This window comes from Paucibacter sp. TC2R-5, assembly GCF_025717605.1.
GTDB classification, from domain to species: Bacteria; Pseudomonadota; Gammaproteobacteria; order Burkholderiales; family Burkholderiaceae_C; genus Paucibacter_A; species Paucibacter_A albus.
On the sequence record NZ_JAJIRQ010000007.1, the window covers coordinates 183285 to 200564 of the forward strand.

At 62.6% G+C, this 17280-nt stretch carries 18 protein-coding genes; 9 read left to right on the forward strand and 9 right to left on the reverse strand.

From position 1 onward, the window contains the following. Positions 1-42: 42 nt before the first annotated feature. The 6 genes from LNV08_RS17110 to LNV08_RS17135 are packed head-to-tail and all read left to right on the forward strand — an operon-like array spanning position 43 to position 4967. Positions 43-729 carry a thiol:disulfide interchange protein DsbA/DsbL gene (locus tag LNV08_RS17110; RefSeq protein WP_263534943.1) on the forward strand — a complete coding sequence of 229 codons (687 nt, stop codon included), beginning with the start codon at positions 43-45 and terminating at the stop codon, positions 727-729. A gap of 4 nt (positions 730-733) precedes the next feature. Continuing rightward, positions 734-1393 (forward strand): thiol:disulfide interchange protein DsbA/DsbL, encoded by a 660-nt coding sequence (locus tag LNV08_RS17115; RefSeq protein WP_263534944.1) that lies wholly within the window; start codon positions 734-736, stop codon positions 1391-1393. Between the two features lie 60 nt (positions 1394-1453). Then, the gene (lptA, locus tag LNV08_RS17120) at positions 1454-2122 is read left to right on the forward strand and encodes a lipopolysaccharide transport periplasmic protein LptA (protein ID WP_263534945.1); all 669 of its coding nucleotides are present in this window, start codon (positions 1454-1456) and stop codon (positions 2120-2122) included. Then, entirely contained in the window at positions 2122-2904 is a 783-nt protein-coding gene (gene lptB, locus LNV08_RS17125; protein ID WP_263534946.1) for an LPS export ABC transporter ATP-binding protein, read from the forward strand. Before lptA ends, lptB begins: the two co-directional genes overlap by 1 nt. A 15-nt stretch (positions 2905-2919) precedes the next feature. Next, positions 2920-4443, forward strand: coding sequence for an RNA polymerase factor sigma-54 (locus LNV08_RS17130; RefSeq protein ID WP_263534947.1), 1524 nt, complete (start codon positions 2920-2922; stop codon positions 4441-4443). A gap of 14 nt (positions 4444-4457) precedes the next feature. Further along, complete coding sequence (locus tag LNV08_RS17135) at positions 4458-4967, forward strand: hypothetical protein (RefSeq protein WP_263534948.1); 510 nt, start codon at positions 4458-4460, stop codon at positions 4965-4967. 8 nt (positions 4968-4975) lie between these two features. Here the strand turns inward: LNV08_RS17135 and LNV08_RS17140 are convergent, their stop codons facing one another. From LNV08_RS17140 to LNV08_RS17150, 3 genes are all read right to left on the reverse strand, one after another. Next, a complete protein-coding gene (locus LNV08_RS17140) occupies positions 4976-5749 on the reverse strand; it encodes a hypothetical protein (protein ID WP_263534949.1) in 774 nt (257 codons plus the stop codon). Between the two features lie 4 nt (positions 5750-5753). Further along, complete coding sequence (locus tag LNV08_RS17145; protein ID WP_263534950.1) at positions 5754-6539, reverse strand: substrate-binding periplasmic protein; 786 nt, start codon at positions 6537-6539, stop codon at positions 5754-5756. A 97-nt stretch (positions 6540-6636) separates the two neighbouring features. Continuing rightward, complete coding sequence (locus tag LNV08_RS17150) at positions 6637-7047, reverse strand: PaaI family thioesterase (protein WP_263534951.1); 411 nt, start codon at positions 7045-7047, stop codon at positions 6637-6639. Between the two features lie 68 nt (positions 7048-7115). Between LNV08_RS17150 and LNV08_RS17155 the strand changes: the two genes are divergently transcribed. From LNV08_RS17155 to LNV08_RS17165, 3 genes are all read left to right on the forward strand, one after another. Next, on the forward strand, positions 7116-8399 hold the full coding sequence (locus tag LNV08_RS17155) for a THUMP domain-containing class I SAM-dependent RNA methyltransferase (RefSeq protein WP_263534952.1): 1284 nt from the start codon (positions 7116-7118) through the stop codon (positions 8397-8399). 45 nt (positions 8400-8444) lie between these two features. Continuing rightward, on the forward strand, positions 8445-9140 hold the full coding sequence (locus LNV08_RS17160) for a tetratricopeptide repeat protein (RefSeq protein WP_263534953.1): 696 nt from the start codon (positions 8445-8447) through the stop codon (positions 9138-9140). A gap of 143 nt (positions 9141-9283) precedes the next feature. Further along, the gene (locus tag LNV08_RS17165) at positions 9284-11173 is read left to right on the forward strand and encodes a pentapeptide repeat-containing protein (RefSeq protein WP_263534954.1); all 1890 of its coding nucleotides are present in this window, start codon (positions 9284-9286) and stop codon (positions 11171-11173) included. Between the two features lie 16 nt (positions 11174-11189). On the opposite strand, the gene LNV08_RS17170 is transcribed toward LNV08_RS17165, so the two are convergent. From LNV08_RS17170 to LNV08_RS17195, 6 genes are all read right to left on the reverse strand, one after another. After that, entirely contained in the window at positions 11190-12278 is a 1089-nt protein-coding gene (locus LNV08_RS17170) for an MFS transporter (RefSeq protein ID WP_318014135.1), read from the reverse strand. A gap of 103 nt (positions 12279-12381) precedes the next feature. Then, on the reverse strand, positions 12382-13125 hold the full coding sequence (locus LNV08_RS17175) for a 16S rRNA (uracil(1498)-N(3))-methyltransferase (RefSeq protein WP_263534955.1): 744 nt from the start codon (positions 13123-13125) through the stop codon (positions 12382-12384). 59 nt (positions 13126-13184) lie between these two features. Further along, on the reverse strand, positions 13185-13649 hold the full coding sequence (locus tag LNV08_RS17180; RefSeq protein ID WP_263534956.1) for a hypothetical protein: 465 nt from the start codon (positions 13647-13649) through the stop codon (positions 13185-13187). Between the two features lie 77 nt (positions 13650-13726). Beyond that, on the reverse strand, positions 13727-15412 hold the full coding sequence (locus LNV08_RS17185; RefSeq protein WP_263534957.1) for a long-chain-fatty-acid--CoA ligase: 1686 nt from the start codon (positions 15410-15412) through the stop codon (positions 13727-13729). 125 nt (positions 15413-15537) lie between these two features. Further along, positions 15538-16965 carry an NAD(P)(+) transhydrogenase (Re/Si-specific) subunit beta gene (locus LNV08_RS17190; RefSeq protein WP_263534958.1) on the reverse strand — a complete coding sequence of 476 codons (1428 nt, stop codon included), beginning with the start codon at positions 16963-16965 and terminating at the stop codon, positions 15538-15540. After that, entirely contained in the window at positions 16962-17279 is a 318-nt protein-coding gene (locus LNV08_RS17195) for an NAD(P) transhydrogenase subunit alpha (RefSeq protein WP_263534959.1), read from the reverse strand. The genes LNV08_RS17190 and LNV08_RS17195 overlap by 4 nt, the downstream gene beginning before the upstream one ends. Between the last annotated feature and the right edge of the window lies 1 nt (position 17280).

Here is a 17280-nt window from a genome sequence, read left to right on the forward strand (position 1 = left end):
AGCCCTTCCAAAACACTTATTCCCCGCCCTAGGATATTCAAGATGATGAAGCGTCGCGATTTCTCCGCAATCTGCAGCCTGAGCGCCGTTGGCGCCGCGAGTGTGCTCGCCGCCGGCCTGCCCAATCTGGCCATGGCGCAGGGCGGCCCGGTCGAAGGCAAGCAGTTTCAGCGCTTGTCCCAGCCGCTGCCGGTGGCGCCGGGCAAGATTGAGGTGGTCGAGTTCTTCTGGTACGGCTGCCCGCATTGCTACGCCTTCGAACCGGTGGTCCAGGCTTGGTCCAAGCAGCTGCCGGCCGACGTCAGTTTCCGCCGGGTGCACGTGGGCTTTCGCGCCAATATCAAACTGCACCAGCGCCTGTTCTTTGCGCTGGAAGCGATGGGCAAGGAAGAAGAGCTCTTGCCGCGCGTGTTCAGCGCCTTCCATGTTGAACGCCTGAGCCTGGACGACGAGAAATCCATCCTCGACCTGGCCGCCCGCATGGGCTTGGACATGGCCAAGTTCACCGCCGCCTTCAACTCCTTTGGTGTGCAAACCAAGAGCGCGCAGGCCAGCAAGCTGTCGGAGGCTTACCGCATCGACGGCGTGCCCGCTTTAGGCATTGGCGGCAAGTTCCTGACCTCGCCTGCCATGGCAGGCATCCAGGGGCAGACCGAAACCCAGCATGGCCAGCAGGCCGTGGCGGTGGCCGATTACCTGATCAAGCTGCTGCGCAGCAACAAGGGTTGAAGCGATGACTATTCAGCGCCGCTTCTTCAATGCTGGTCTGGCAGGCCTAGCAGGTATCGCCGCAGTCGGCGCCCCCGGCCTCGGCCAGGCGCAAAGCGACAAGCCCGTCGAGGGCAAACATTTCTTGCGCCTCGCGCAGCCGCTGGCCAGCGCCGGCGCGGAGGGCAAGATCGAGGTGTTCGAGTTCTTTCTCTACACCTGCCCGCATTGTTTTGCCTTTGACCCCGCGCTGTCGGCCTGGAGCAAGACCTTGGCGCCGGACGTGTCGCTGCGCCGCATCCATGTAGGGGTGGGCGCCATGCACAAGCTGCACCAGCGCTTGTTCTATGCGCTCGAAAGCCTTGGCCGTTTGGGCGACTTGCATGAGCAGGTCTTCAAAGCGCTACAGATCGAGAAACTCGATCTGAGCAGCGAAAAAGCCATCACGGCCTGGGCCGTCGGCAAGGGCTTGGACGGGGCCAAATTTGGCGCTGCCTTCAATTCTTTCGGCGCGCAGACTAGGTTGGGCCAGTCGACCAAATTGGCCGAGGCCTACCGCGCCGATGGCGTCCCGGCCCTAGGTGTCGCCGGCCGCTTCCTGACCTCGCCCAGCATGGCCGGCGGCATCCCGCAAGCCCTGGTCGTGGCCGATCATTTGATCAAGCTGGCACGCAGCAAGAGCTGAGCGGGAGGGCATAGCCACCCCCGGGCTAGAATGGTCTGCAAGAATTGTGCCGCCACTCAGATGATGCCTACCCAAACGCCCACTCAACGCCGCTGTGCCCCTGTTTTGCCCTCAAAGCTGCTGGGCCTGGCGGGCGTGGGCCTGAGCGCCTTGCTGACGCTGGCCGCAGGGCCGGCGTGGGCCGAGAAGGCCGACCACCTGATGCCCTTGAACATCGCTTCCGAGAAAGGCGGCAGTGTCGACGTGGCCAACCAAAGAACCGAGTTTCTCGGCGATGTGGTGCTGAGCCGTGGCAGCCTGGTGCTGCGGGCCGAGCGCATCGACCTGCGCGAAACCGGCGACGGCTATTACCAAGCGAACGCCAGCGGCAAAACCGGCAAGCAAGTCAGCTTCCGCCAAGCGCGCGATGTGCCCGGCGAGGCCATCGAAGGCTTTGCCGATGCACTTGAATACGATACCCGCAGCGACTCGGTGCGTTTTCTCGGCAATGCGGTGGTGCGCCGTACCCAGGGCAGCAAGGTGGCCGATGAGGTCACCGGCGCCTTGATCGTCTACAACAACCGCAGCGAAGTTTTCACGGCCGAAGGCGGCGCCACCTCGCCACACCCGAGCGGCCGGGTGCGGGTGGTGTTGATGCCTCGTGGCGCTGCTGCGGCCGAGGCCAATGCAGCGCCGGCTTCAGCGGTGCCGCTGCAGCCCAGCGTGACCTTGCCGAAACGCCAACCTTGATGCGCAGCGCAGCTCACATCCCGGCGCTGGAGTCTGGCCCGCGCAGCCGCTTGGAGGCCGAGGGCTTGGCCAAGACATATGGAGTACGCCGGGTCGTCACCAATGTCCATGTCGGCGTCAACAGCGGCGAGGTGGTTGGCCTTTTGGGCCCCAATGGTGCAGGCAAAACGACCAGCTTTTACATGATCGTCGGCTTGGTGCGCGCCGATGCCGGCGAGATCCGCATCGACGGCCGCGCCGTGCAGCATTTACCTATTCATCAGCGTGCGCGCCTGGGCCTGAGCTATCTGCCGCAAGAGGCGTCGATCTTTCGCAAGCTGACGACCGAACAGAACATCCGCGCGGTGCTGGAGTTGCAAGTCGGGCCGGATGGCCGCGCCCTCTCGCCTGACCGCATCAACGAATTGCTGGAGAGTCTGCTGCATGACCTCAGCATCGAAAAGCTGCGCGACAGCCCGGCGCCGGCCTTGTCGGGCGGTGAGCGACGGCGCGTCGAGATTGCGCGCGCACTGGCCACCCAGCCGCGCTTCATCCTGCTGGACGAGCCCTTTGCCGGCGTTGACCCGATCGCTGTGCTGGAGATCCAGCGCATCATCGGCTTCCTGAAGGCGCGCGGCATTGGTGTCTTGATCACCGACCACAATGTGCGCGAGACGCTGGGCATCTGTGACCGCGCCTACATCATCAGCGAAGGTTCGGTGTTGGCCGAGGGCACACCGGCCGAAATCATCGAGAACGCCGACGTGCGCAAGGTCTATCTCGGCGAAAACTTCCGCATGTGATCTGGTTAGCGGCGAATGAAACCCTCTTTGCAGCTACGGCTGAGCCAGCACCTCTCGTTAACGCCGCAGTTGCAGCAGTCAATCCGGCTGCTGCAACTCTCGACCCTGGAGTTGAACCAAGAAGTCGAGCAGATGCTGGCGCAGAACCCGCTGCTGGAAACCGAGGAGGATTTCAGCGTCGCGGCGCCCGAGTTGGCCGAGATGCGCGCCAGCATCAGCGAAGCGACCGCCGCTGAGGACAGCGGCGCCGATATGGAGCTGGGCGGCGGTGGCGAGGCCACGGCCGAGTTGCAGGCCGAGGACTTCGGCGCCGTCGAGCGCGAAGACTGGGAAAACGGCACCGAGCGCGATGACTTTGACGGCATCCGCGAGTTGCCGGCCAACAGCCCTGGCAGCAACTCAGGCAGCGGCGATGACGACGGCGAACATGCCGATCAATCGACGGGCGAAATCAGCCTGCAAGAGCACCTAACTCAGCAAATGGCCGGCATGGGCCTGTCGGATACCGACCGCATGGCCTTGCATGTGCTGATCGAATCATTGAATGAAGACGGCTATCTGGAAGACAGCCTTGAAGAAATCTCAGAGGCGCTGTCCGAGGACATCGACGAACGCGAAGACCTGCTGGACCATCTGCGCATCGCGCTGAAATGGCTGAAGAACATGACGCCCACCGGCGTCGGTGCGAAAGATTTGGCCGAATGCCTGGAGTTGCAGTTGCGCGCCCTGCCGCGCAGCGCGGCGCAGATGATCGCCATCATGATCTGCCAAAAGCACCTGGAGCTGCTGGCCCGGCGTGACTACAAGAGGCTGTCGGCCCTGACCGGTGCCGACGATGAGCTCTTGCGTGAGGCGCAGGCGCTGATTGTTTCACTGGAGCCCAAGCCGGGCCGCGCTTTTGCACGCGGCATGGCCGCAGCGGTAATCCCGGACGTGATCGTGCGCAAGGTTGGGCGCGAGTTGCGCGTCATCATCAACCCCGAGGTGGCCCCGAAGCTGCGCATCAACGAGCTGTATGCCAACGCGCTGCGCCAAACGCGCGGCGGCATAACGAACAGTCCGCTCGGCGGCCAGCTGCAGGAAGCACGCTGGTTCATCAAGAATATTCAGCAGCGCTTTGATACGATTTTGCGCGTCTCGCAGGCCATCGTGGAGCGCCAAAAAGCCTTCTTCACCCATGGCGCTTTGGCGATGAAGCCGCTGGTGCTGCGCGAGATTGCTGATGAGTTGGGTCTGCATGAGTCAACCATCTCGCGCGTCACCACGGCCAAATACATGGCCACCGTGTTCGGCACTTTTGAGTTGAAATACTTCTTCGGCTCGGGGCTCAGCACCGAGGCCGGCGGCAATGCGTCGAGCACCGCTGTGCGCGCCTTGATCAAGCAATTCATCGACGCCGAGAACCCAGCCAAGCCACTGTCCGACAGCGCGCTGGCCGAAATGCTGGACGAGCAAGGCATACAGGTCGCGCGCCGCACCGTGGCCAAGTACCGCGAAGGCATGAAAATCGGCACGACCACGATGCGGCGGGTCAACTAAGGAGCAAAGACCTCATGTCCACTCTCAAAAAGATCGCCCTTGCGAGCCTCTTGTGCCTGAGCCTCGCCGCTTGTGTCAGCGTGCCCAGCCCGCGCAGCGTCAGCCCCGGCATGAGTGCGGCCGCCGTGCTGGCCCAATATGGTCAGCCGACGCAGATCTGGCCCGACCTTGACGGCAAAGGCGGCAAGACCTTGGAGTATTCGCAGCAACCCATGGGCAAGAGCGCGCTGATGATCCGCGTCGACGCCGATGGCAAAGTCATCAGCATCGAGGACACCTTGCAGCCCGCCGTGCGGGCCCGCGTGCAACCGGGCTGGACGCCCGATCAGGTCAGCCGCCTGCTGGGCAAGGAACGCACGCGCGTGACTTTCAGATTCAGCGGCGAAGAAGTCTGGGACTGGACCGTGCCCGATGAAATGATGGGTCAGCGCCAGCGTTTCAATGTGCATTTCAAGGACGGCGTCGTGCTGCGCACCACCCACAGCATGATCTTCGACGACGAGCGCATGTTCCCGGGGCGCTGAACCCGGCATCAAGGAGGGCTCGTCATCTTTTCCGCCTCAAGCCAATAACGCTCAAACAAGCCTTCCGCCTTCATCTGTTTCAAGGTGGCGGCAAATACCGGTACCAGGGCCGCGTGCCGCTTGTGCAGATAGGGGCTCAGCGCAACCTTGCCGCCGAGGTCAAACAATTTGTGCGGCTGCAAGCCCTTGCGACCGGCCTCCGCCTTCAAGGCATTCAGCATGCCAGTGCTGGAATCGCAAAAGAAGTCCGCATGGCCGATGGCGAGCATGCCCAGGCCGTTCTTGGCCGCCGGCACCGCCGTCAGCCGATTCGGCGCGAACATCGGTTGCAACACGTTCTCGCAGCCGATGACGCCGCGCGTGTAGGCGCCCTGCAAATTGCCCTTATCGCGCAGGTCTTCGATGCGGCCGATGCCCGGCATGGGCTTGGCCGTGTAAATGCTGAAGGTCGCCTCCATCAGCATCACGTCCACCAGCAGCATTTCCGGATGTGCGGCGCCGTAGGCCGGCGCGCGGGAGAGTTCACCGTCAATGGCGCCCTGCTCGGCCATCAAACTGATACGTTTGAGCGGCGCCTGCGTAAACTCCATTGGCACTTGCATGCGTCGAAACGCTTCCCTATGGATCATGCGGGTCCAGCTGCCGATATAGCTGCTCTCGTCGGAGTTGGCCCCCATGATCAAGGGTGCGGCGGGCTTCGAGTTGGCCGCAGGTGCAAAAACCGGCAGCAAGGCCAAAGACAGGCAGTGCAGGCAGCGGCTCAAAAAGCGAAGACGGGCCATCGCCTCAGTTGCCCATGGTTTGCTTCTCGGCTTCAAGCCAGTATTTCTCGAACAGCCCTTCCTCTTTCATCTGCTTCAAGGTGGCGGCCAAGATAGGCACCAGCGCCGCATGTTTTTTTTGCACATAGGCGCGCAGCGGCACCTTGGGGCCCAGATCAAACAATTTATAGGGTTGCGGCGCTTTGCGAGCCTCGGCCGAATTCAGTATGTTCATCATGCTCGAGCTGACATCGCAATAAAAGTCCGCGTGGCCAACCGCCAGCATCGCAAGCCCATTCTTGGCCGAAGCCACCGCGGTCAGCCGGCCAGCCGGAAACAGCGGCTGCAACACGTTTTCACAGCCGAGCGCGCCGCGCGCATACGTGCCCCTCAGCTTGCTGTCACGCAGGTCTTCAATGCTCGCCAGGCCCGGCATCGGCTTGGCCGCGTAAATGCTGAACACCACATCCATCAGCGGGAAGTCCACCACCAGCATCTCCGGGTGGGCCGCGCCATAGGCGGGGGCCCGGCCCGGTTCCCCATCGATCAGGCCCTGCTCCGACATCATGGTGATGCGCTTGAGCGGCGCCACCGTGAACTTCAAAGGCACATGCATGCGCCGAAACGCTTCCTGGTGAATCATGGTCTGCCAGAGCGCCACATAGTTTGTGTTGTCCGCACTGGCCCCCATCACGAACACCGCCGGCGGCTCTGCCCTGGCCGGCGTGGCACCCGATGCCAGCAGCATCAGACACAAGCCCCGCGCCAAGGGGCGGCGCCAGAGGGGTTGCAAAAACCAGAATGCCGTCATGGCCATGATCCTAAAGGCAAACGCAGCGCATGGTGGTCTGTTTAAGCCGCCCACGCCGTGGCAATCACCCGCGACATTGCCGCGCAATCACTTGGACTCACTCAGGATAAAGCACCATCTGCGTGCAGCGGAACAGCGCCAATGTCTTGCCGGTCTGCCGATGTGTGACCACGGCATCCCAGACCTGGGTTGTGCGGCCCAGATGCACCGGGCGGGCTTTGCACTCGATCACGCCGTCGCGGGCCGTGCCCAGGTGGTTGGACTTCAGCTCGATGGTGGTGAAGCCACTGGCGCCGGCCGGCAAATTGGCGATGCAGCCATAGCCCGCGCAAGTGTCGGCCAGGCTCACAATGCTGCCGGCATGCAAATAGCCGTTCGGCGCCATCACGACGGGACGCACCGGCAACTCGGCATGCACCTCGTCCAGGCCGGCCTGCAAAATCACGATGCCCAACAAGCCAGGCAAGCCGGAGGCACCGAACTGAGTCAATTGGTCGGAAGTAAGCATCAGGTCCAGGATGTAAAAGTAAATGAGGGCAGTTTAGGTCGCGGCGCTGTTGCTGGGACAATAGCGTCATGGCCGCCAAAGAATCCCCAAAAACCGTACACCAGCTTTTTCTCTCTTGTGCCTCCGGCGTGGAGCGCTTGCTGGACGAAGAAGTTCGCCTGATCCTGCCCAAGACGCATATCGAGGTCTTGCGCGGCGGCATCGCGCTGAAGAGCGATCTCGAGGGCGTGATGAAGCTCAACCTCGAATGTCGGCTGGCGCAGCGCGTCATGATCGAGCTGACTTCAGGCGGCTACCGCCATGAGGACGATATCTACGCCTTGGCTCGCACGATTGACTGGACCGAGTGGATCACGCCGGCCGAGACGATTCGGGTCGACACCGTCGCGCGCCATTCGCCGCTGCGCAGCCTCAACTTCGCCACGCTGCGCGTGAAGGATGCCATCTGCGACGTACTGCGCGACGCCACCGGCGAGCGCCCCAGCGTCGACACCCGTTTCCCCGATTTGCCCATCATCTTGCACCTGAGCGAGTTCGACGCGACCCTCTATGTCGACACCTCGGGCGAGCCGCTGTTCAAGCGCGGCTGGCGCGAGGACAAAGGCGACGCGCCGCTGAAGGAAACGCTGGCCGCCGCGATGTTGGCCGCCGCCGGCTGGAAGGGCACGCCCGAGACCGGCGGCGCGCTGCACGACCCCTGCTGCGGCTCGGGCACCATCGCGGTCGAAGCGGCGCAAATCGCCTGCGGCATGGCCGCCGGCATGCAGCGCCGCTTTGCTTTCGAGAAGCAATTGCCCTTTGTGCCGCTGCGCGGCCGCTGGCAGGCGATCAAGCAGGCCGCCAAGGACCGTGAACACGCGCCGGCGGTGCCGATCTTTTGCAGCGATGTGGCCTTCCGGATGGTGGACTTTGCCCGCCGCAATGCCGAGCGTGCCGGCGTCGCCCAGTACATCCAGTTCAACGGCGGCGATGCGCTGGAGCGGCCCGCGCCCGAGTTGCCCGAGGGCATGCCCGGCACCATCATGATGAACCCGCCTTATGGCGAGCGGATCGAGGTGCGCGGCAAGGCCGCACATTACCGCGATGCCGGCGGCTCCGAGGCCCGCGACGCCGGGGACGATTTCTTCCCGCGCCTGGCCGCGCATTGGAAGCGCGCCTACACGCAAAACCCGGCCGGCTGGACCGCCTGGCTGCTCTGCCCGGATATGAAGTTACCCCAGCAGATGCGGCTGAAAGAATCGCGCCGCTTCCCGATGTGGAACGGCCCGATCGAATGCCGGATGTTCCGCTTTGATCTGGTCGCCGGCTCGGCCCGGACGCCAAAACCTGGCGCCGAGATTCAGCCAGAGTGATCTGGCCTTGGTGCATAAGCTGCTGCGGCTAGGCCGCCCCACTCGATGAAGAAGACGTCCGCCACAGTGGCATTGCGATTTCTACGGCTCGTGCTCCTGCTGCTGTGCCTGAGCCCTATTCAAGCGGCGCAGGCCTGCTCCTGCCCCGTTCCGAGGCAGAACCCGGACGAAGGCTTCGAGAAAATAAGTATGGTCTTCAGCGGCAAGCTGATCTCCACCCGTCGTGTTGAGGGCTGGACGGGCACCCAAATTCGAAGTCGCTGGTTGGTGACGCAATCGATCAAGGGCCTGGCCTTGACCGAGGTGGAGATCGACTCACCACCGGACAGCGCCCAATGCGGGCTGCCAGATCTGCGCATCGGCATGCACGTCACCCTCGCTGCGCGGGGCTCGCTGCGCCAAGGCTTCCGCAGCGATTCTTGCACCTGGAACCAGATTTACTGGCCCCGGCTGACCCGCTACCAGGCCGAGCGCCAAGAACTGCAAACACAGCTGCAGAACAATCCAGAAAATACCACCGCGCTGATGGCGCAGGGGGAGCTGTTTCTGAGCGCGGGCGAGTTTGATGACGCGATCAAGAGTTTCACGGCGCTGTTAAAACTGGCGCCCGATATGAACGAAGCACGCCTGGGTCGGGCAAAAGCGCTCAGGGCCGTCGGCGCGGCAGAAGCCGCCCGCTTGGATGAAGTGGCGGAGAAGGCCAAGCAGGACCAAGTTCGGCCGACCAGCGGCAAAAATTGAACTGCCGCACGCGCAGCCAAGTAGCGTCGCAGGTTTAGCCCGTAGGACTTGCAGTATCGAAAATCAGCACTCGGGCGACGGCGTGCAAAAAGCCCGGCGTTTTGCTTTAGCATCCGCCCGCACAAAGTCCGGAGCGCCGCAGAATGTCCCCATCCACGTCCCGCCCAAGCTTAGGGCCGCCCTGTTGGCTGATGACCCTAGGCCTGCTATTGATTGCCCTGCATGGCCAGGCCCAAGCCTGTCTTTGCATCAGCGAAAGCAGCTCCGAACAGCATTTTCTTGACGCCAGCCTGTTGTTTCGCGGCGAGCTGATCTCGCTGCGCCGACTCAGCGAGGCCGAGCGCGGGCGAGATCACAATCGACCGCTGCGGGGGCGCTATCGCCTGCTGGAATCCTTCAAAGGGCCGACGGATCAGACCATCATCGAGGTGGACAGCCCGGCCGACAGCTGTGGCTTCAACGACCGCGTCGGCGCAATCCGGCTGATGGTCGCTAAGGGAGACGCCAGCGCCGGCTACACCAGTGATCTTTGCCACTTCGCCCCCGACCCCGCGTCGATGCAGCTTCAGCAGCGCAAGCGGGCCGAAATGGACTTGCTGCTGCAGCAGCACCCCGGCGACATACAAAGCCATTCAGCACGCGCCCGCTATTTTCTCGAATCCCATGCCTTCGAGCAGGCCATCACGGCCTATCAGGCCTTACTGAAGCTCTGGCCGAGCGATACCAAAGCCTTGCTGGCGCTGGCACAGGCGCAGATGGGCCTGCATCGCTATGAGGCGGCCCTGGCCGGATTCGACACCTTGCTGGCCATGCAAGCGGAGCAAGCCCATGCCATGCGGGGGCGGCAAGACGCCTTGATGCGCTTGAATCGCCATGCCGAACTGGCTCGTCCGGGGCTCGATTTACGCGGCTACCGGGCCGGGCCGAGTGAGCAAGGCAACTTCGCCGATGCCAATCTGCAAGGCGCCCAGTTCCAGAATGCGCAACTGAACGGCTTTGACTTCAGTCGCGCCGACCTGCGCGAGAGCGATTTTCGCGGAGCCAAGCTGGATAGGGCCAACTTCAGTGCGGCCCGCTTGGACCGCGCACGTTTTGGCGTCGACACCCAGCTCGGCGCCGAAGCCCGCACGACCTTGGTGGGTGCCGATTTCAGCGACACCGTGCTGCATGGCGCCAACTTTTCCAACGTCGACCTGGCCGGCGCCAAGTTCCGACAGGCCCATTTGAAGGATGTCAACTTCAGCGGATCTCGTCTGCGCGGGCTCGATTTGCAAGATGCGCGGATCGAAAATGTCGACCTGAGTGGCCATCAATTGGATTCAGCCAAGCTGCGCGGCGCCGTGTTCGTCAACAGCTCGCTGCGCGGCGCGAGTTTTTCCGACCCCTCGCCCTATATGCAGGGCAATTTCGCTCCGATCGATTTACGCGGCACCGATCTGTCCGGCGCAGTACTGACCGACCTCATTTGGGTCCCGGCCTTGATCGATTGCCGCACCGTCATGCCGGCCGGCACGGACTGGACCAAGCTGCCGCTGCTGCCGCTCTGGGTCAACTGCCCTGGCCGCCCACCCGTCACGGCCTTGAGTGCCGGCTACCCGTTCAAGCCGACCCCGCACTCCAAAAGTATTTGGGGCTACGAGTCGGGCCAAGGCTTCCGTCTGCACGGCATCGATGGTCGCGGCAGCCAGATGCAAGACATGAATCTGGAAGGCTATTCCATCTCTGACGGGCGCTTCGAAGGCAGCAATTTCAACCGGGCCAAGCTGCAGCAGTTGTGGATCAATCGTGGTTCCTTCGACGGTGCCGATTTCCGTCAGGCCGATCTGCGCAAAGCGCGTCTTTGGGCCGTCAGCCTGAAAGAGGCCGATTTCCGCGGCGCCGATCTGCGCGGCGCCTTGCTGCTGGAACTGGATCTCAGCCAGACCATGCTGCAAGGGGCCAACTTGCAAGGTGCTTGCTACGGCATCGGCACTCGCTGGCCAGCGGGCATGCAGCTCGGCAAGGCCGGTGTAACGCGCTGCCCCGCGCAATAAAGCCGCTTCGCCCGGTTCAGGACGCAGCAGGCAAGGTCGCCGCCGGGCGTCCGGCCAACCAGATCAGCGCAGCCGCCGTGCAGGCCAAGGGCAGCAAGGAGGCCCAGTTCATCCAGCTCCAGCCACCGGTAGTGACCAAGGCGCCGCTTGAAAACGAAGTCAGGGTCATGGTGCTGTAGATACAGAAGTCCATCGCCGCCTGCGCGGTGGTCTTCTCCTCGGGTCGGTAGGCCTGCGTGAACAGCGTTGTGCCGCCAATGAACAAGAAATTCCAGCCCACGCCAAGCGTCAGCAACGCGGCGAGGAAATGCATCAGGTCGATGCCCGACAAGGCAATGCCGACGCAAATCAGATTCAAGAGCACGCCGACGCCCATCACCGGCAAGGCGCCGAAACGCTTTATCAGGCTGCCGGTGAAGAAGCTCGGCACAAACATGCCCAGCACATGCCATTCCAGCACCAGGGCGGTCTTGTCAAAGGGCAGCGAGCATTGCGCCATTGCAATCGGCGTGGCGGCCATCAACAGATTCATCACGCCATAGCCGAGCGCACAAGCGGCGATCGCCACGACAAAGACCGGCTGGCGCGCCAACTCGCGCAGCGGCCGTCCATGGGGTGAGGCACCCGAAGCCACCGGCAGCGGCGGGAAGCGGATGAAGCTCATCACCGCCAAAGCCAGGGCGGCCACACCGATCAAGACCAGATATGCGCCGGCAAAGGGCTGCGTCAGCAGGCCGCGGCTGGCATTGGCCAGGTTGGGGCCTATCACCGCGCCCATGATGCCGCCGGCCAAAACCCAAGAAATCGCCCGCTCCTTGTGCGATGGGGCCACCAGTTCGGTCGCGGCAAAACGGTAGAGCCCGGCATTGGCATTGAAGTAACCCGCCAACAAGGTGGCGATCACCACCCACCAGAACTGCTTTTCGCTGACCGCCCAGGCGGCCATCGCACAACTCAGAATTGCCACGACCAAACCTAACTGAAAGGCCCGTCGGCGCCCCAGCGCGCGCTGATGCTTGGCCACCAGCGGCGCAAACATCGCACCGCCTGCCACATAGGCACAGATCGGCAGCGTGGCCATCCAGGCCACCGGCGCCAGCGCCAAGCCCACAAGTCCGTTGATGGCAATGAAAGTGACGTTATTGGTCGGCCAGAAACAGCCCTTGGCAAATGGTCAGCAGCAGTAACTGAATATTCATGAGGGAATTTCAAAGACACTGCAAAGCCAGCCAGCCCAGAACGGCCAGCGGCGCGGTGTCGGCGCGCAGAATGCGGGGCCCAAGTTGGGCCGCGAGGAAGCCCCGCTCGCGTGCCGCCTGCTCCTCGGCAGGGCTCAAGCCCCCCTCGGGGCCGCTCAGCACCAAAGTCTGCCGAGCCGTGGCTTCGTTCAATGACTTCAAGGGCTGGGCCGCAGTGGGGCTGAGCAGCCAACGGCGTTGCTCGGTCGTCGGTGCCGGCAACTCCGCCAACCAGGCCGCCAGGGTCTTGACGGCAGCGATTTTCGGCACGCAGCTGCGGCCACTTTGCTCGCAGGCGGCGATGGCCACACCCGTCCAATGCGCCTGCTTTTTGTCAGCGCGCTCACCGTTGAGCCGCAACACCGAGCGCTCGCTCATCAGCGGTTGAATGCAGCTCACACCCAACTCAGTGGCCTTCTCAACCAAGCCGTCCATGCGGTCATTGGCCGGCATCACCACGGCCAGGGTCACCTCTTGCGTCAGCTCTCGCTGCACCAGCTGGCGCGCTTGCAGATGCACGCGCACCTCGCTGCGCCCCATCGCCACGACTTCGGCCTGCCATTCAGGGCCGGAGCCATCAAACAAGGTCAGCGGGCTGCCAGGCTGCAGGCGCAAGACCTGCACATGGCGGGCGGCCGAGGGTGGCAAAAGCAAATCTGTGCCGCTGAGGTCCGGCTTGCTCAGGGGGGTATCGACAAAAAAACGCGGGGGCATGATGGTGGCTGGCTCTGCTTCAAACAAGCCTGCAGTGTGCCAGCAAGTTCAAGCCAGATTCATGGATTGCGGATGATGGACATGGCCCGCCGCACCTGATCGGCCACCACTTCGCCCTGTGCTTGCTGCACCTCGGCCACAAAGCGCTGGCCCAGAGCACGCAAGGCCGCCAGATCGCCGCAGCGCTCCACTTCCAGCACCATCTTGTAGCCCTTCATCAGGCCCAGATACTGCTTGGCATGGCGGGTCAAAAAGCCATACAGCTGCGCATAGTCCAGCGGCGAGACATCCACCTCGACCGGGATGTCCACCGCGCTCGGCCGGGCATCGGCAATCAAGCCCTGCGCCATCAAATACTCCAGGTCGGCCAGGACCGTGCCCTGTACCAGGCTTAGCCATTGAGCGGCTGTCTTGCCGCCGTCAATCATCAGCAAGAGATTGCGCATGCTGCGCGACATGGTCAGGCCGCGCGCTTTGATTTCCGCCCGACCTGCCTCGGTCTTGACGTAAGTCCGGTCCAGCATTGTTGCCTCCCCCTCAGAATAAGGTCGACTCTAAACGGGACCGGGCTGCTGCGCGCACACCCTCAAGGCACGAGGACTCAGGTCTTGTCGCGTAGTTCACGCCGCAGGATCTTGCCGACCGGCGTCTTGGGCAACTCATCGCGGAACTCGACCACCTTGGGGCGCTTATAGCCGGTCAGGTTGGCCTCGCAATAGGCGCGCACATCGGCCTCGGTGATGGGGTTGACGGTCGGGTTCTTGCGCACGATCACGACCTTGACGGCCTCGCCGGCCTTGGCGTCGGGGATGCCCACCGACGCGCATTCCAGCACGCCCTCCATCTGCGTCAACACATCCTCAATCTCATTGGGGTAGACGTTGAAGCCGCTGACCAGAATCATGTCCTTCTTGCGATCAACGATGCGGAAGAAACCGCGCTCGTCCATGGTGCCGACGTCGCCGGTGCGGAAGAAACCATCGGCCGTCATCACCTGCGCGGTTTCGTCCGGACGCTGCCAATAACCCGCCATCACCTGTGGGCCGCGGATGGCGATCTCGCCCCGCTCGCCATTGGCCACCGGTTGACCCAAATCATCCAGCAGCAAGATCTCGGTGCTGGGCATGGGCAGGCCGATGGAGCCGGTATAGGCGGTGCTGTCGGTCGGGTTGCAACTGGCAATCGGCGAGGTTTCGCTCAGGCCGTAACCTTCGCAGATGGGGCAGCCGGTTTTCTCCAGCCAGAGCTTGGCTGTTGCATGCTGCACCGCCATGCCGCCGCCGACCGCGATCACCAAACTGCTCCAGTCAACGGTATTGAAGTCCTTGTGGTTGGCCATGGCCATGAACAAGGTGTTGACCGCCGGCAGGCTGTGAAAGCGATGCTGGCTGAGCTCCTTGAACATGCCCGGAATATCCCGCGGATTGGGGATCAAGACATTGCAGCCGCCCACATGCATGGACAGCATCATGTTCGTGGTGAAACCGAAGATGTGATACAGCGGCAGCGCACAAATGCTGACCAATTGCTCGCCGGCCGGCACCTTTTTGAGGGCGGGCTGATACCAGGCCTCGGCCTGCATCACATTGGCGACCAAGTTGCGATGCAAGAGCACCGCGCCCTTGGAGACGCCGGTGGTGCCGCCGGTGTATTGCAGCACGGCGATATCGTTTGGCCCGACGCTGGGCGCCTTGTAGCTGAGCGAGCGGCCTTTTGCGACCGCGTCATTGAAAGCCACCGCGCCGGGCAACTCGTAGGCCGGCACCAACTTTTTGACCTTGCGCACCACGTAGTTGACGATCAGCCCCTTGGGGAAACCCAGCATGTCTCCCATGGACGCCAGCACGACATGCTTGGTCGGTACCGACTTGAGCACTTGCTGCAAGGTGGTCGCAAAGTTCTCCAGGATCACGATCGCCTTGGCGCCAGAGTCCTTCAGCTGATGCTCCAGCTCGCGCGGCGTGTAGAGCGGGTTGACGTTGACAACCACGAAACCGGCCCGCAAGACGGCGGCGACGGCGACCGGATACTGCATCACATTGGGCATCATCAAGGCGACCCGGTCGCCCTTCTCTAGCCCCAGGCTTTGCAAATAGGCGGCCAGCGCCTGCGAGCTCTCATCGAGCTGGCCGAAACTGATCTGTCGGCCCATCATCTTGTAAGCCGGCTGTTGCGGGAACTTCTTGAACGCCGACGTCATCAACTCGACCAGCGACGGGTACAACTCCGCATGAATCTCGGCGGGCACGCCGTCGGGGTAATTCTTCAGCCAAGTCTTCTGCAGCATGGTTTTTTACGTCTCCGTTCGAATGAGCTGGATTCTCCCCGATGGGAGGGGTCTGGCGCATAGGGGGAAGCGATAGCGCCGGCCGTCTAGTGACAGCTACCCAAAATCCCTTCACTCCACCGCTTTCACTCCACCGCCTTCAACATATCCTCCACCACCTTCTTCGCGTCGCCGAACACCATCATCGTCTTGTCCATATAGAACAACTCGTTGTCCAGGCCCGCATAACCCGCCGCCATCGAGCGCTTGTTGACGATGATGGTCTTGGCCTTGTAGGCCTCCAGGATAGGCATGCCGTAGATCGCACTGCCCTTGACATGGGCGGCCGGGTTCACCACGTCATTGGCGCCCAGGATGATGGCCACGTCGGCCTGCGCGAACTCGGCGTTGATGTCTTCCATCTCGAAGACCTGGTCATAAGGCACTTCGGCCTCGGCCAACAGCACATTCATGTGGCCGGGCATGCGGCCCGCCACCGGATGGATCGCGTACTTGACCTTGACGCCGCGCTCGGTCAGCTTGTGCGCCAACTCCTTGACCGCATGCTGGGCGCGCGCCACGGCCAGGCCGTAGCCCGGCACGATGATGACGGTCTCGGCATTGCCCATGATGAAGGCCGCGTCGTCGGCACTGCCGCTCTTGACCGAGCGCTGCACCGCACCACCGGCCGCCGCAGCGGTCGCATCGCCACCAAAGCCGCCCAAGATCACATTGAAAAAGCTGCGGTTCATCGCCTTGCACATGATGTAGCTCAGGATCGCGCCCGATGAACCCACCAGCGAGCCGGCAATGATCAGCATCGAGTTATTGAGTGAAAAGCCGATACCGGCCGCCGCCCAACCCGAGTAGCTGTTCAGCATAGACACCACCACCGGCATATCGGCGCCGCCGATCGGGATGATCAGCAAGACACCGAGCGCAAAACCCAGCACCAAGATGGTATTGAATGCCGCCCAAGACTGGGTTTCCCAAAAGCCGTAGCAGCTGATCACTGCCGCCAGCCCCAAAGCCAAATTGAGCTTGTGCTGGCCGGCAAAAGACACCGGCGCGCCCTGAAAGAGGCGGAATTTGTACTTGCCGGACAGCTTGCCGAAGGCGATCACCGAACCGCTGAAGGTGACCGCGCCGATGAAGGCGCCCAGCGCCAGCTCGATGCGATTGCCTCCCGGGATCTCAACGCTACCCGCTGAAGTAATGCCAAAGGCCGCCGGCTCCAACACCGCCGTGGCCGCAATGAACACGGCCGCCAGGCCGATCATGCTGTGCATAAAGGCCACCAACTCGGGCATCTTGGTCATCTCGACCTTTTGCGCCATATAAGCACCCAGGCCACCGCCAATCACCAGGCCGGCCAGCACATAAGTCAGGCCGAACAGCTCGCCATGCGCGAGCTTGACGATCAAGGCGGCGGTGGTCACGGCGGCGATCAGCATGCCGACCATGCCGAAGATATTGCCGCGAATCGAGCTGGTCGGGTGCGACAAGCCCTTCAGCGCTTGGATAAAGAAGACGCTGGCGAACAGGTACAAGAGGGTGACGAGATTCATGCTCATTTCTTCACCTCCGTATTCTTCTTGTCCTTCTTTTTGAACATCTCCAGCATCCGCCGCGTAACCAGAAAGCCGCCAAAGACGTTCACCGCGGCCAAGGCCACAGCCAGCGTGCCCATGAACTTGCCGAGATCGGTGACAGTCAGAGCGGCCGCCATCATGGCGCCGACGATCACGATGGCCGAGATCGCGTTGGTGACGGCCATCAGCGGCGTGTGCAGCGCTGGAGTTACCGTCCAGACGACGTGGTAGCCGACGTAGATCGCCAGCACAAAGATGATCAGATTGGTGACCGTTGGGTTAACGAGTTGTTCCATG

Bases quoted from the DNA above. Each gene is read 5' to 3' on its own strand.
- LNV08_RS17110 (WP_263534943.1), top strand. From the start codon at position 43: ATGATGAAGCGTCGCGATTTCTCCGCAATCTGCAGCCTGAGCGCCGTT.
- LNV08_RS17115 (WP_263534944.1), top strand. From the start codon at position 734: ATGACTATTCAGCGCCGCTTCTTCAATGCTGGTCTGGCAGGCCTAGCA.
- lptA (WP_263534945.1), top strand. From the start codon at position 1,454: ATGATGCCTACCCAAACGCCCACTCAACGCCGCTGTGCCCCTGTTTTG.
- lptB (WP_263534946.1), top strand. From the start codon at position 2,122: ATGCGCAGCGCAGCTCACATCCCGGCGCTGGAGTCTGGCCCGCGCAGC.
- LNV08_RS17130 (WP_263534947.1), top strand. From the start codon at position 2,920: ATGAAACCCTCTTTGCAGCTACGGCTGAGCCAGCACCTCTCGTTAACG.
- LNV08_RS17135 (WP_263534948.1), top strand. From the start codon at position 4,458: ATGTCCACTCTCAAAAAGATCGCCCTTGCGAGCCTCTTGTGCCTGAGC.
- LNV08_RS17140 (WP_263534949.1), bottom strand. From the start codon at position 5,749: ATGGCCCGTCTTCGCTTTTTGAGCCGCTGCCTGCACTGCCTGTCTTTG.
- LNV08_RS17145 (WP_263534950.1), bottom strand. From the start codon at position 6,539: ATGACGGCATTCTGGTTTTTGCAACCCCTCTGGCGCCGCCCCTTGGCG.
- LNV08_RS17150 (WP_263534951.1), bottom strand. From the start codon at position 7,047: ATGCTTACTTCCGACCAATTGACTCAGTTCGGTGCCTCCGGCTTGCCT.
- LNV08_RS17155 (WP_263534952.1), top strand. From the start codon at position 7,116: ATGGCCGCCAAAGAATCCCCAAAAACCGTACACCAGCTTTTTCTCTCT.
- LNV08_RS17160 (WP_263534953.1), top strand. From the start codon at position 8,445: ATGAAGAAGACGTCCGCCACAGTGGCATTGCGATTTCTACGGCTCGTG.
- LNV08_RS17165 (WP_263534954.1), top strand. From the start codon at position 9,284: ATGTCCCCATCCACGTCCCGCCCAAGCTTAGGGCCGCCCTGTTGGCTG.
- LNV08_RS17175 (WP_263534955.1), bottom strand. From the start codon at position 13,125: ATGCCCCCGCGTTTTTTTGTCGATACCCCCCTGAGCAAGCCGGACCTC.
- LNV08_RS17180 (WP_263534956.1), bottom strand. From the start codon at position 13,649: ATGCTGGACCGGACTTACGTCAAGACCGAGGCAGGTCGGGCGGAAATC.
- LNV08_RS17185 (WP_263534957.1), bottom strand. From the start codon at position 15,412: ATGCTGCAGAAGACTTGGCTGAAGAATTACCCCGACGGCGTGCCCGCC.
- LNV08_RS17190 (WP_263534958.1), bottom strand. From the start codon at position 16,965: ATGAGCATGAATCTCGTCACCCTCTTGTACCTGTTCGCCAGCGTCTTC.
- LNV08_RS17195 (WP_263534959.1), bottom strand. From the start codon at position 17,279: ATGGAACAACTCGTTAACCCAACGGTCACCAATCTGATCATCTTTGTG.